General features: G+C 38.1%; 8 protein-coding genes. 4 read left to right on the top strand and 4 right to left on the bottom strand.

Translation table 11 applies throughout. From position 1 onward, the window contains the following. The first annotated feature begins 13 nt into the window (after positions 1–13). Complete coding sequence (locus AC5JL8_RS14405; protein ID WP_495880448.1) at positions 14–214, top strand: hypothetical protein; 201 nt, start codon at positions 14–16, stop codon at positions 212–214. Positions 215–683: 469 nt separating this feature from the next. Beyond that, positions 684–5,405, top strand: a complete 4,722-nt coding sequence (gene gltB / locus AC5JL8_RS14400; RefSeq protein WP_495880447.1) for a glutamate synthase large subunit — start codon at positions 684–686, stop codon at positions 5,403–5,405. 328 nt (positions 5,406–5,733) lie between these two features. Here gltB and AC5JL8_RS14395 read toward each other — a convergent pair whose 3' ends face one another. From AC5JL8_RS14395 to AC5JL8_RS14385, 3 genes are all read right to left on the bottom strand, one after another. Then, positions 5,734–6,642: a polysaccharide deacetylase family protein gene (locus AC5JL8_RS14395; RefSeq protein ID WP_495880446.1), complete on the bottom strand. Its 909-nt coding sequence runs from the start codon at positions 6,640–6,642 to the stop codon at positions 5,734–5,736. 1,386 nt (positions 6,643–8,028) lie between these two features. Continuing rightward, positions 8,029–8,397 carry an EamA family transporter gene (locus AC5JL8_RS14390; RefSeq protein ID WP_495880445.1) on the bottom strand — a complete coding sequence of 123 codons (369 nt, stop codon included), beginning with the start codon at positions 8,395–8,397 and terminating at the stop codon, positions 8,029–8,031. Positions 8,398–8,499: 102 nt separating this feature from the next. Continuing rightward, the gene (locus AC5JL8_RS14385) at positions 8,500–9,453 is read right to left on the bottom strand and encodes a glycosyltransferase family 2 protein (protein WP_495880444.1); all 954 of its coding nucleotides are present in this window, start codon (positions 9,451–9,453) and stop codon (positions 8,500–8,502) included. 141 nt (positions 9,454–9,594) lie between these two features. Here AC5JL8_RS14385 and AC5JL8_RS14380 point away from each other — a divergent pair, with 141 nt between their 5' ends. Both AC5JL8_RS14380 and AC5JL8_RS14375 read left to right on the top strand, forming a co-directional pair. Further along, positions 9,595–12,033: an ArnT family glycosyltransferase gene (locus AC5JL8_RS14380; RefSeq protein ID WP_495880443.1), complete on the top strand. Its 2,439-nt coding sequence runs from the start codon at positions 9,595–9,597 to the stop codon at positions 12,031–12,033. 182 nt (positions 12,034–12,215) lie between these two features. After that, positions 12,216–13,763, top strand: coding sequence for an ArnT family glycosyltransferase (locus tag AC5JL8_RS14375; RefSeq protein ID WP_495880442.1), 1,548 nt, complete (start codon positions 12,216–12,218; stop codon positions 13,761–13,763). 63 nt (positions 13,764–13,826) lie between these two features. On the opposite strand, the gene AC5JL8_RS14370 is transcribed toward AC5JL8_RS14375, so the two are convergent. Next, a complete protein-coding gene (locus tag AC5JL8_RS14370; protein ID WP_495880441.1) occupies positions 13,827–15,092 on the bottom strand; it encodes a hypothetical protein in 1,266 nt (421 codons plus the stop codon). Positions 15,093–15,158 lie beyond the last annotated feature (66 nt).

Below are 15,158 nucleotides of genomic sequence, written 5' to 3'. Positions count from 1 at the left end.
AATGAGTTGAGCTTTGAACAAACGTGATAGTATATATGTTGGCTTGCTATCTCTTTTAGAAGTCAACAAGCTTTCTATTACCAAAACCGCTGTTAGTCAGTGTTTTAACTGGCACTTCCAGCAGCCCATGACGGTAGTCTTGGTTATCCAAGCTGGATTAAATTATTCTCTCCTCACCAATGGTTGCTACTGCTGCTATCTAAGTGAGGTATAGCTAGTAGTGACGCAGTTGGCAATCAATAAATTAGCAAAAATCTAGATAACAACAGAGATATTTAGGAATTGTCAAATGGGCATATAGTGTAATAGGGTGATTTTGTTACCGCATCAGCATAATTTCGGTAGCAAACTTCGGTGAAGCGTTCAGATTGAGTTTTGTTTCAGGTTTGCCGAGACTGGCTGTACTGAAAAGTGGCTGTCATCTGGGAAGTAGATAATTGAGAAAATACTTAGCTTCACGATATAAATAGAAGACTATTAGGGCAAAACTAATTTGTCTAACTCAGCATAAACACATAAAAATAACGCGATTATTTTAACACGGGTAAACCCAAAAGTAAAACCGAAGTTAAAATTTTTTTTCCCTAAATTTCGGTGATTTTATATTTCTCCATTGCTCAATCTTAAAAATCTTTCTCATAAGTAGTGGCACAATTCGTAACTCAGCATTTTAGGGACAGACTATGAATAATAAACCGATGAATCAAGTGCAGAAAATGTCATTTTCAGATGCTGACAGGGATACTTATCAGGGGCAACGGTGGTTAGTAGAGGAACGAGATGCCTGTGGTGTGGGTTTTATTGCCCATCGCCAGAATTCTGCCACCCACGAAATTGTGACAAAAGCCTTAGCTGCTTTGGCTTGCTTAGAACACCGGGGTGGTTGTAGTGCAGACCAAGACTCAGGTGATGGTGCAGGGATATTGACGGCGATCCCTTGGGAGTTGTTCCAGCAAGCGCAGACACCACAAGGGTTGGAATCTTTAGCTACTGAAAACTTGGCCGTGGGGATGATATTTTTACCACAAGATCCCGAAGCAGCAAAACAATCTCGGACAGCAGTTGAACAAATAGCTGCTGAAGAACAATTAATTGTACTGGGTTGGCGAGTAGTGCCAGTACAGCCTGATTTGCTGGGAGTACAAGCAAAAGAAAATCAACCCCAAATTGAACAAGTATTCTTATCTTCTGCTAACAAAAGCGGTGATGCGCTGGAAAGGCAACTTTATATTACCAGACGCCGAATTGTTAAAGCTGCAAAAAACATCTCAGAAGACTTTTATGTGTGTTCCTTGTCGAGCCGCACAATTGTCTACAAGGGCATGGTGCGTTCGGCTGTGTTGGGAGAGTTTTATGATGATTTAAAAAATCCCAATTATAAAAGTGCCTTTGCTGTCTATCACCGCCGTTTTAGTACTAACACCCTACCCAAGTGGCCTTTAGCTCAACCTATGAGGCTTTTGGGTCATAATGGGGAAATTAATACTTTGTTGGGTAATATCAACTGGATGATGGCACGAGAAGCTAGCCTAAATCATCCAGTATGGGGCGATCGCATTAACGAACTCAAACCATTAGTTCACATTGACAATAGTGACTCTGCTACTTTAGATAACGTACTGGAGTTACTGGTGCGTTCTGGACATAGCCCCTTGGAAGCTTTGATGATGTTGGTTCCAGAAGCTTACCAAAATCAGCCTTCATTGCAGAACTATCCAGAGATTACCGATTTTTACGAATACTACAGCGGCTTGCAAGAAGCGTGGGACGGTCCAGCACTTTTAGTATTTAGTGATGGCCAAAAAGTTGGAGCCACATTAGATCGCAATGGCTTAAGACCAGCTCGTTACGTGATCACTAAAGATGACTATATAGTTGTGGCTTCTGAAGCAGGCGTGGTGGATTTCCCCGAAGCCAACATTATCGAAAAAGGCAGACTTGGCCCTGGGCAAATGATTGCTGTGGATTTAGCAACCCATGAGGTGCTGAAAAATTGGGAAATCAAGCAGCGCATTGCCAAGCAACACCCCTATGGGGAATGGTTGCGACAACACCGTCAGGAACTCAAGGAATTGGTTAACGGGCAGTCTTCAGCAGTCAATGGTAATGGTCACCAAGCAAACGGCAAAAATGGTAACGGACATTCTGCAACTGGCAACGAACAAATAACAACAGATAAAGCTGATAGACAAACCTTGCTGCAACATCAAGTTGCCTTTGGCTACACCACAGAAGATGTAGAAATGGTGATTCAGCCAATGGCAATGCAAGGCTCTGAGCCAACTTTTTGTATGGGGGATGATATTCCTCTAGCAGTGTTGTCAGAAAAACCTCACTTGCTTTATGACTATTTTAAGCAGCGCTTCGCACAGGTAACAAACCCAGCGATCGACCCTCTACGGGAAAAGCTCGTAATGTCCTTGAAAGTGGAATTGGGTGAGCGGGGTAATTTATTAGAAGTAAAACCAGAGTATGCCCGCAGAATCAAGCTAGATTCCCCAGTACTGACTGAGACAGAGTTGGAGGCGATTAAGCTTTCGGGATTTGCAACTGCTGAGCTGTCAACGCTATTTGAAATTGCCTCAGGCCCAGAAGGGTTGAAAGCAGCAGTTAAGTCTCTGCAAGCAAAAGCGGCTGAATCGGTGCGCGCAGGTGCGAAGATTCTGATATTGAGCGATGCTTGCGGCGGGCTGCACCAACGCTTTCCATTAGGAACTGAGTACAGCTACATTCCGCCTTTGTTGGCAGTGGGTGCAGTACACCATCACCTCATCCGTGAAGGATTACGGATGAAAGCGTCGCTAATTGTGAATACTGCCCAGTGTTGGAGTACCCATCACTTTGCTTGTCTGATTGGCTATGGTGCTGGTGCTGTTTGCCCTTATATGGCTTTAGATACTGTGCGCGATTGGTGGTCTGACTCCAAAACCCAACAATTTATGGCACGGGGTCAAATTGCCAACATCACCTTAGAGCAAGCTTTAGCCAACTATCGCAAAGCTGTAGAATCTGGTTTGTTGAAAATTCTCTCCAAAATGGGAATTTCTCTACTGTCCAGCTATCAAGCAGCACAAATCTTTGAAGCCATTGGTATCGGTGGGGATTTGTTAGAACTGGGATTTTATGGTACAGCTTCCCGGATTGGTGGTTTGAGTGTTAAGGAACTGGCACAAGAGATATTATCTTTTCATCACAAAGCTTTCCCAGAACTGACGAGCAAAAAGTTAGAGAACTTGGGCTTTGTGCAGTACCGTCGTGGCGGCGAGTACCACATGAACAGCCCCGAACTGGCAAAAGCACTGCATAAGGCTGTAGATGGGAAGAAATACGACCACTACGAAGTTTATAAACAGCATTTGCAAGGTAGACCAGTTACAGCTTTGCGTGACTTGTTAGACTTCGGGAGCGATCGCTCACCAATTCCATTAGAAGAAGTAGAGTCAATCAGTGAAATTGTCCAACGCTTCTGTACAGGTGGTATGTCCTTGGGCGCTTTATCACGGGAAGCCCATGAAACCCTAGCGATCGCCATGAATCGCATTGGCGGTAGATCCAATTCTGGTGAAGGTGGCGAAGATCCAGTACGCTACAAAGTTTTAGATGATGTAGACGAGTCTGGCCACTCGCCCACCCTACCGCACTTGAGAGGATTGCGGAATGGCGATACTGCTTCTAGCGCGATTAAACAAGTTGCATCGGGACGGTTTGGTGTCACACCAGGGTACTTAGCCAGCGCCAAACAAATTGAAATCAAAATCGCCCAAGGAGCCAAGCCAGGGGAAGGTGGACAGTTACCTGGGCCCAAGGTGAGTCCATATATTGCCATGTTAAGGCGATCAAAGCCTGGTGTTACCCTGATTTCGCCACCACCGCACCATGATATCTATTCGATTGAAGACCTGGCACAGCTAATTTTTGACCTGCACCAAATTAATCCGAAAGCTCAAGTATCAGTGAAGCTGGTAGCAGAAATTGGTATTGGAACGATCGCCGCTGGTGTAGCCAAAGCAAACGCCGATATCATCCAGATTTCTGGTCATGATGGCGGTACTGGAGCGTCACCGCTGAGTTCGATTAAACATGCTGGCTCTCCGTGGGAACTGGGCTTGAGTGAAGTGCATCGCGTCTTAATGCAAAACAGTCTACGCGATCGCGTAATTTTACGTGTAGATGGCGGTCTTAAGAGTGGTTGGGATGTGGTAATAGGTGCATTGATGGGAGGCGAAGAATTTGGTTTTGGCTCCATCGCAATGATTGCCGAAGGCTGCATTATGGCGCGGATTTGTCATACAAATAACTGCCCTGTGGGTGTTGCTTCTCAGAAAGAAGAACTGCGGAAGCGCTTTACAGGAATGCCAGAACACGTAGTTAATTTCTTCTACTTTGTGGCAGAAGAAGTCCGGAGCCTTCTAGCGCGACTCGGCTATCGTTCTTTGTCAGAATTGGTTGGACGTGCAGATTTATTGAAATTGCGCGAAGATGTGCAACTCACCAAGACGCAAGCACTGAACCTCAACTGCTTACTTCAGCTACCAGATGCCAAAGAAAATCGTGGCTGGTTAGTACACGAAGAAGTTCATAGCAACGGCGTGGTTGTAGATGACCAATTGCTTGCCGATCCCGATATTCAAACTGCCATTCACCACCAGTCTACTGTCACCAAGACCGTGAAAATAGTCAACACCGACAGAACAGTAGGTACTAGGTTAGCTGGGGCGATCGCTTCTCAGTATGGTGATAGCGGCTTTGAAGGGCAAATTAATCTCAACTTCCAAGGCAGTGTAGGGCAAAGTTTTGGTGCTTTCAGTCTTCCTGGCATGATTCTCACCCTAGAAGGAGAAGCAAACGATTACGTAGGCAAAGGAATGCATGGTGGCGAAATTATTATCAAACCACCTGCCGATGCTACTTATAACCCTGCACAAAATGTCATAGTTGGCAATACCTGCCTCTATGGTGCTACTGGTGGAGTATTGTTTGCCAACGGTTTAGCAGGAGAGCGCTTTGCTGTGCGTAACTCCAAAGCTATGGCAGTAATTGAAGGCGCTGGGGATCATTGCTGCGAGTATATGACTGGCGGTGTAATTGTCGTCCTCGGTAAAGTTGGTCGCAACGTCGCTGCTGGGATGACTGGTGGATTGGCATACTTCTTAGATGAAGACGGCTCCTTCCCTGATTTAGTTAATCGGGAAATTGTCAAAATCCAACGGGTAATGACAGAAGCTGGTGAAAAGCAATTGCAAGAATTAATCAAAACTCATTGCGATCGCACTGGTTCACCAAAAGCTCAGATGATTCTGCAAAACTGGCAAGAATTCTTACCTAAATTCTGGCAATTGGTTCCACCTTCTGAGGCTGATACTTCAGAAGCAAGTACCGAAACAAAACAGCTCAGTAAGGTTTAGTTATTAGTCATTAGCCATGCTTCACTTAGTTTATGGCTATTAGACTTATTGCGAAAATCTGAAAAAATCAAAAGAAATGAACCACAGATGCACACCGATATTTATCTGTGTGCATCTGTGTGTATTTATCGGTGGTTCGATATACAAAAAATAGACTTATGCAAGAAGTCTAACGATTAATTGAAGGCTGAGAAAGCTTAACGAAAATATGTATATATTTAAAGCGTAGTATCTAATACACTATGCTCTAAATTACAAATCATAACTTCATGAGTAATTTTTAATTTTTTTACCTATTAACTTGATAGCAGTTATTAGTAATTAAATATTACTTTTTATTTGCAATTAACTGTTGCTCTTTATCTTCTATTTCTAAAAGTTCTGGAATAGTAACAAAGCTATAGCCCTGCTTCCGAAAGTTAGCAATAATTGTTGGTAAAGCTTGCACAGTTTGGGAACGATTACCACCACCATCGTGCATTAGCACAATACCACCCGGTTTTGCTTGCCTGAACACATTATTGATCAAGCGTGGCACACTAGGAAGCGAGTAGTCCACAGAGTCGGACGACCACATGACGATAGCGTACTTGCTATTTCTAGCGTAAGCTGCTAAACCGTTATGCATCATTCCTCCTGGTGGCCGAAACAAATTTGTTTTTACGCCTGTAAGTTGAAAAATTAAATTTGTTGTTTGATCAATTTCATAAGCAGATGTTTGTGGATTCATAAAATGATACCAGTGATGCCAAGTATGGTTAGCAATGGTGTGCCCTTCAGCAACCACCCGCTTTACTAGATCTGGATAATTCTTCACATTTTGCCCCACGACAAAGAATGTGGCTTTAATCTCATTTTGTTTGAGAATATTTAATACTTGTGCAGTGGTTTCCGGCCAGGGGCCATCATCAAAGGTGAGAGCAATTACTTTTTGAGTGTTACTTAATTTTGCTGATTGAATGGTTGCTCCTAAAAAACGTGGTGGTAAAGCATAAGCAAAGCCCTTAGCTTTTGCTTGTTGCTGCCAACTTGTAAGCATCGTTGCTTTTAATCCCTCAATACGCTGCCTAGTTCCTGCTTTAGCGACGATGATGTTCTCATTTATGCTTGGTTGGCTTTGAGCTTCAGAAACATTTGGTTTGACAAGCATCATTAAACCAAGACTAAAACTACCAACTAAGGCAACTAGCGCAACTAATATTCCTTGCGTCCAAAAAAACGACTTATTGCTTTCCACTAAAATAGCTCCTTCAAGGGTCGAACCATCAGTTAAATATCTGACGGTACGTTATAGCACATTTTCTTTATATACTTAGATATTCAGTTACTTTCTAGTAATCCTGAAAATTTGAATCAAGATTAACAGAAATTTAGAAATCAAGCATATAGACTACAAAATTAAAATGAAGCCTAGATTATCTAGCTTGAAGAGGACTGCTACCTATCAAATATTTGCTAACATTTAATATCAACTATCACACCTACTAAGGTTAAAGCTAGCAATTATACCTATGAATAAATTGATATAGAAAACAAAACTATCAGTTTAGTTGCTGGATCTATAAAAATTCCTTTATTAGTAGTACTGGCTTGGCTTATTTGTGTTTCCCCTCATCAATGGATTGATTGGGAAAATGTTTAGCCCTTAGTACATAGTCTTCTAGGTTTTGTACTTTTATTTAACAGGTAGGCTAGTTAATTATTTGGTTTAGAGGCGCAGGATCTACTTTAAAATAATCAAACTAATTATTCAGTTTTATCATTGACAAGATATATTGTACAATCCATAGCCATTTCTTTCTTTTTAAGAAAAACTTAAATTTACAATTGATTGATGCATCTTTTTACCTTTTATAAAGTAAAGAGACTACAATCAATAGAATATAGTTTCTCATTGCTAAAGATAACTTAGTCGTTAACGTAGATACGCTTTATTAATTCTCAGATAAGAATGTTATTGTTATCTGACTTTTAATTTTGGGGCTGATACGTCAGCTATTAAGTATCTATAAGTTAAGCTTGATGATAAATGGCTTTATTTGGCTAAGATTTAATCCCAATTATACTGAATTTTTCATAAATAAGGTCAAATTTAATACTGAATTTATAGTATAGTTTCTAGTTATTACCTTGTTTTACTAAGTTATATGTACTAGACGCGTAGTATTATATCATAAATATGAATATAATAACCTTGAAGGCTGATAAAATACATGGTTGCTTTTAATACAATATTTTAAGCTTGTTTTAAGTAAACTAGCTGAATTAAAATACCAGTTATAGATTTGATGTGTAAGCTTATTTAATCTTGTAAAAACAAATAGCGAAGCATTAATCTATTTATAGACTGGCTCACGAAGAGGGCGATCACTCAAAACATAGTAAAAAAATATACTAATACATCAAGAGTATAACTCGTACCCCTACGGTTAAGCAGGCTACGCATAGCGCTTTTGACAAAAGAAGAGTAACTATTAGCGCAGGGTAGCAAGTGGGTTTGAGGATCGAAACCCAACATTAAATTACTTTTTGGGTTAAACAAAGCGCAGCTAACTTTCTTTTCAAGTTTGAAAACTGATATGATGGCTGTCTAGTGTATCAAACTTGCAGATGTAATTTGAATTTATTTTTGCCAGACAACTAAGATTACTCCCAGCACGATGAAGCTTAAACCTAGCAGGCGTATCAAAGGAATAGATTCCTTCAAGATAAAGCAACCTATTAAAACTGAGAAAATATAACCTATCGATACAGATGGGCCAGCAACACTCAGCTTGACTCTAGTTAGAAGTAGGATATAGGCTACAGCACCCAGAGCATAACAGGCTAACCCAACTAAAAGTTCAGGCGTTGTCACGATGCTAAGAATATGATTAACAACATTCCCTGCATGAACTCTGCCTAACTTAATAGCACCTATTTTTAAAAAAAACTGCCCTGCGACACTTATGAGAACTGACATCAGCAGTAAACCAAATTCTTGTGGGGTCACAGAAATTTCCTAATTTTATAGCTGAAAATTGACAATTTAAATTAATTAAAAATTATCCAATAGCATCAAAATTTACTACGTCAAATAGAGGGTTGATTTAGGTTAAATTTCTGTTTTATTAACAAAACCTCCAGTTTCTTTTAAAGTATAAATAGGGCGGCCTTTAACCTCTTCATATATCCGGCCAATATACTCGCCTAAAATACCAATACAAATTAATTGAACAGAACCCATAAAAAACATAGCAATCGTAATCAAAGTAAAGCCAATTAGGGGAGAAACTGGGTCAAATAAGCGCCAATACAGCACTAGCAATATCATTAATAAGGCTATCCCAGATGAGAGTAATCCTACGAAAGTAGCCAGCTTTAAGGGAATTCTGGAAAATGAAATAATGCCATCGATTGCTAATGCCCAAGACTTACGAAAAGTATACTTAACTTCTCCAGCAAAACGAGGCTCTCGTTCAAAATATACAGAAGTTTGGCGAAACCCAACCCAAGCGCGTAAACCGCGAATATAACGGTTGCGCTCAGGCATAGCATTAAGAATATCCACTACCTGTCGATCCATTAAGCAGAAATCTCCAGTATCAGCAGGGATATCTACATTAGCTAGTATTTGAAGAATACGATAAAAACAATAGGCAGTAAATCGTTTTAGCCAGCTTTCTTTTTTGCGAGATAAACGTTTAGCGTAAACTACTTGGTAACCTTGTTGCCATTGTTCAATCATGCTAAAGATTAGCTCTGGAGGATCTTGTAAATCAGCATCCATAACGATGGCTGCTTTACCTTGGACAAAGTTCAGTCCTGCTGTGACTGCAATTTGATGCCCAAAGTTCCGAGCAAAACTGAGATAACGCACTCGGCGATCGCGTTGATGAAGTTCGCGTATCATGTTTAAAGACCGATCACGACTACCATCATCAATTAAAATTATTTCAACTTCCCCGTCTAGCTTTTCCATTACATGACTCAGACGACGATACATTTCAGAAATATTTTCTTCTTCGTTATAAATGGGAATGACTAGAGAGTAGATGGGCTGATTCACTGTTATTGTTTATTTAGCAAAAAATTATTAAAAATTTTAATTTTTTACACACAATATCAAGTAAAAAAATAATATTTAACTATATATTGTCTGTAGCGAATGTTAAAGTTGTGTTCAAATTTTATTTAATAATAAATAAGTATGAATTTCTCTACTCAGCCTAAAATTCAAAAAGATTATATCATATTGATAATAATTTGGTTATTAGGATTAGCTATAGATAGAATGTGGTTTTTCTTGGATGAATCAATTCCATCCTATGATCAAAGCGCACATTTAACAACAGCATTACATCATTATAGAATTTTTCAAAATTTTAATATATTTTCAGGTGAGTGGTGGTTATCTCTCTGGCAATTAACTCCTAGCTATCGCGCTCCTTTTGTATATATTTGTACTGTACCGTTTTTGTTACTATTTGGCAGAGGCTACGATCAGGCGAGCCTGGTTAATTTACTATATACTGCAATAATTATAGTATCAGTATATGAGTTAAGTAATTATTTATTTAATAACAGAAAAATTAGCTTAACTGCCAGCACATTTTGTCTGTTATTTCCCATATTGGGAATGATGCGGACAGATTATTTATTAGATTATGGTTTAACAGCACTTGTTATACTAACTTTCACAATTTTAACAATTTGGAAAGATAGTTATACTAAATTTTTATCATGGGGATTAACCCTCATCTTAGGATTAGGGATAGGGTTAATCATGTTGGCTAAACCTACAGGTTTTATTTTTATTTTAGTTCCAAGTATTTATACATTAATTAGCTTTATCAGGAAACGGAAATTTATAAAGCTAATTCAAACATGCTTATCTTTGGTTTTAGCTTGGTTAATTTGTAGTTTTTGGTATGGTTTAAATTGGTTAACAATTATTACATCAGCATTAAGCGCTAACCAAGTTGGAAAAGTAGAAGGCGATCCTGCTCCCACAACTATTGCTGGATGGTTATTTTATCCACAAATGATACCAGAAACTGTTGGTTTACCAATATTATGTGTGAGCATCGGCATTTTATTAGTTTACTTTATTAAACACAAATTTACTAATGATTTACTTAAAGCCAATTTGAATAATTCGGCTATGAATTGGTTATTAATTTTTCTGGTAAGTAGCTATATAATTTGTTCTCTTGGCACAAATAAAGATATTAGATTTATTCTGCCGATTTTTCCGGTAATTAGTCTAATATTCGCTGTATTTTTTAATTTAGTTAAAAATATATTTTTTGATAAACTAAGAATAGGAACTTTGATAATAAGTGGCATAGTTTTATTAAATAATTTGTTTCCTTTACCGCTAATTCAAGCCTGGGGAGGTCAACATTTACCTAATGATGAAGCTAAAAAATACCCTCTTGCTCAATTGATAGATAAAATTACCCAAACAGACCCATATTTAAGGTCAACTTTAGGGGTAATTCCAGTTTCTACACCTGAAGTTAATGAGTTTACTTTAGATTATTTTGGGACATTGGCCGATTTTCGCGTATATGGTAGAAAATTAACTACAAAATTATCTCAAGTGGAGCAAGACTTACAGTATTTTTCTTGGTATGTTACCAGAGATAATGAACCAGATGAACCAGGAGAAAGGGGAGAAACTAAACGGAAATTAAAATCTATGGTGGAATCTTCTCCTGACTTAAAATTACAAGATGAATGGGTATTACCTAATGGTGATAAACTGCGATTATATCATCGAAATAATCCTGATATCTTTATAGAAAATTTGAGTATTAATCCTTCTCAAATCACTTTAGAAAAAATAGTGATTTCCAACCAAGTAGTATTAAATAAAAATAACTCCGTTACTTATCAAATAACAGGTTCATGGGATGATTTGCAAAATGGACTATTACTATTAAAATGGCAAAATCAAGAATCATCCTGGTATCACGATCATGCGATCGCTTTGGGTAATTTATACTGTGGTATGAAATGTCATCCAGAAAGAAGTTTTCGGGTAACGGAAGCGATCGCCACATTTGTTCCCAAATCACTACCATTAGGAAAATATCAATTATCAGCACTATATTTAAATAGAAGAAACTACAAAGTTACACCTTTAAATATTCCAAATATTACTGTGACTGTAACAGATAAAGGGAAAGTAGATAAATCCCCATCGCTAGACTTAGTTTCCCGAATGTCACAATTAGCGCTTGAGTTCCAACAAGGTAAATTAGATAATATATTTGTGCAGATAGATAATTTTAATCAATATGACCCTACTCAAGATTATTTAAAACAAATTGAATTGGCAGGTAATTATCACTTAAAAAACGAACCAAATAACCTCAACTGGCGTTACACTCTAGCTTTGTCACAACTTTTACAGCGTCAAGTTCCAGAACTAATCCAAAATTTAACAGAAATAACTAAATATGATGCTCAGAATCCTTATGCATGGCTTTACTTAGCTTTTATTTATTTGTATAATTTTCAACCTACACAAGCTGCACAAAGATTGGCGATCGCAGAACGACTGAACCCAGATATACCAGAATTAAAAACTTTAAAAACCATAACAAACATCATGAAATTTTTACCAATAATTCATTTCTAAAATATGAGTAATTAATATTAGATGAAGAGCAGTGAAAGCTAATATTTTGATATAAAGTCACATTGATTACTGCTATATACCATAACCGTATCCATTTATAATCAAAAACACACAGCTATAAATATATATAGATTTATAGCTGCTGCTCAACTTGTTAATAAAAGATTATTTGGATTTAAAATATGCATCCATTCAAAGAAAAAGAATGGTTATTGGGTTTGTTGCTAGCATCTCTAGTTTTGTTGCTTATATTTTTGGGTAATTTACCCTTACGAGACTGGGATGAAGGAACTTATGCTATCGTTGCCAGAGAAATATATCGTACTGGTAACTGGCTGTATCCTACCCTTCAGGGAGAGCCTTTTTTATTAAAACCACCTTTGATGCAATGGCTAATTGCGTTGTGCTACCAACTGGGCGGAGTGCAAGAATTTACCACAAGGTTTCCTGGTGCAGTGTTAACGGCTTTAGGAGTGCCTTTACTTTATTTGGTTGGGCGTTTAGTTTTTACAGAAAATCTACCAGCTTTGTTTGCTGCTTTGGTGTACTTGACAATGTTGCCTGTGGTACGTCATGGCAGGCTAGCAATGTTAGATGGTATGACTATTTCTTTTTTTCTATTATTATTATTTTGCCTGCTGAAAGCTCGTCATGATAAAAAATATGCTCTTGGTGTAGGCTTTTGTTTGGGACTAATTACCTTAACTAAAGGTATGTTAGTGGTCGTACTGGGAGGAATAGTTGGGTTATTTCTGCTTGCAAATAGACAAATAATATTATTGAAAAATCCATATTTATGGCTGGGAATGCTGTTAGGTAATGCTCCTGCTATTGCTTGGTATGTGTCACAATGGCAGCATTATGGCAACGATTTCTTACAAGTACATTTTCAAGCCCAAGCCTTTGATCGTCTAGGGCAAGCGGTTGAAGGTAATAGTGGGCCACCTTGGTACTATATAATTGAGTTACTCAAATATGCTTTTCCCTGGCTATTGTTTTTACCAGGAGGCTTATATTTAAGCTGGAAACAACGTCATACTGCTTGGGGTTGTTTAATTCTCATCAGTACAATTGTTTATTTATTAACAATTTCTTTGATGAAAACAAAACTTCCTTGGTATGTGATGCCTATCTATCCATTTTTAGCTTTAGCAATTGGTGTTAACTTAAGCTACATTTGGCAGGAACGGAAGTTTAAGGTCAAACTTTGGGCTACATTTCTAGCTTTGATAGCTATCATTAGTTTGGCAGGTTGTGTTTATTTTATTATTGCTGATCCTCAGCCTGTGTTAATTATCATGGGCATTGTGCTAGCCATAACTATGGGTATGGCAGCATGGCTGATTAAAAAGCGTGATCGCAATTTTATTCCAGTTTTATTTTCTGGAATGTACTTAGTTTTAGCATTGTTGATGAGTTCCCAGTCTTGGGTTTGGGAATTAAATGAAGCTTTTCCAGTGAAGCCAGTCGCAGCATTAATTCGGGCAAACGTGCCAGTAGGAACACAAATTTATACTTCTTTTGCTTATGGCCGCCCTAGCTTAGATTTTTATAGTGATTGTAAGGTTACTGCTGCAACTGTACCAGTTTTACAACAAATCTTGTTTAATAAATCTTATTTGCTATTAGACAAAGATACTATGGATAAAATAAATTTAAATGATAGTAAAATTTTAGGAAAAAGTCAAGGATTTACGTTGATTTTGCCATCAATTAATTCTAATTTTTAGATTTATTGAATCTTGATAATGCTACTGGATGAAGAATTATATTATGTGCATTTAATTAGTACTTTAAGCGACCCAGAGGTCGCGGGCAAATCGTACAGAAAAATGCCCTAACAGAATAGCAAAAAAGCAAATCACTGGGTATCCCCAACGAGGATAACGAGCAAGTAACAACCCGAATGCAATTGACAGCGATATAATACCGTAAGCGTAGCGTTCAGCGGAAGCTGTAATCCCAGTGTTCAAAATTAATGCCAAGGAAGAAAATCCATAGATAAGGGTAACAAGGGGTATTTTAGCCCGTGAAAACCAAAGTAAATAAATGCCACCAAAAACTAGCACAATTATAAATAATTCATCACCCGTTAATAACCACATCAATAAACATAAAACATATAATCCATTGCGGAATTGAATCTTACCTAAATGCAAGCGAAATCGCCATAATAAAACGCCACTTGTGATAATAATTATAAATAATAATGGATGCCAAGGATCTTTAATATAGCCATACTTCCAATTTGTGAAACCCACTGTAATTTGCATCAGCATTTTCCACCAACCCCCCCAAGCAAAACCTGTTGCATCACCACGCCATGCTTTTTGTGCATGAATGAAAGCCAAAGCGTCACCAAATTTAATTTGGCAATACATACTGTAGAGGAATATGCCCAAGCCAACGGTTAAACTAGTAATGTAGGACTTTATGCCTCTACTCTCTTTCCAAGATACAAATAGAAAAGCTGGTATAAGTGCTACTCCAGGTACTCGCGTTGCTGTAGATAATACTCCCCAGAAGGCTGTCCAGATATATTGTTTTTTATCGAAGGCTTTTAAGGCAGCTGTAGTACACAATAAGAACAAACCTTCAGTGTAAATTACGGTTCCATAAAGGGAATAGGGGCACCATGCTAAAGTAGCTGTTACCCACCGCGCTATATTGATACCATAAAGTTCCTTTACCCAACAATAAAGCATTATCAAGGCAGCTAAAAATGCCAAATTATTTACTAATGTGCTTGCTACTTCAAATGGCAAGCCGACGGTCATAAATAGACGGCTTAATAACGGAAATAAAGGGAAAAAAGCAACTGTGTGAATTTCTTTAACTTCACTAGAAAAATCGTATCCAGCAGTTACAATTTTTTCATACCAAACACTATCCCATGCAGAGAAAACGTCCCAACTAAAGGTAGCTGCAACACCAGTTGATGGAGTTGGCAGTAATGGGGCAATTAATAACATAGCAATGACTATTAAAAGTCTACTAAACAGCCACATTGCTAAAGGGAAAAACAAATTAGATTTAATAAAGTTATTGCCTTTATTCATTTCAAGATTTTAAACAGGTTTATTGCCAGATAACATTGCAACTTCTTGAATGTGAAAGCATAAGAT

Source organism: Mojavia sp., assembly GCF_059505145.1.
The sequence above is the reverse complement of the archived record's forward strand: the minus strand, read 5'-3'. Positions and strand labels throughout refer to the sequence as shown.

Bases quoted from the DNA above. Each gene is read 5' to 3' on its own strand.
- gltB (WP_495880447.1), top strand. From the start codon at position 684: ATGAATAATAAACCGATGAATCAAGTGCAGAAAATGTCATTTTCAGAT.
- AC5JL8_RS14370 (WP_495880441.1), bottom strand. From the start codon at position 15,092: ATGAATAAAGGCAATAACTTTATTAAATCTAATTTGTTTTTCCCTTTA.
- AC5JL8_RS14375 (WP_495880442.1), top strand. From the start codon at position 12,216: ATGCATCCATTCAAAGAAAAAGAATGGTTATTGGGTTTGTTGCTAGCA.
- AC5JL8_RS14380 (WP_495880443.1), top strand. From the start codon at position 9,595: ATGAATTTCTCTACTCAGCCTAAAATTCAAAAAGATTATATCATATTG.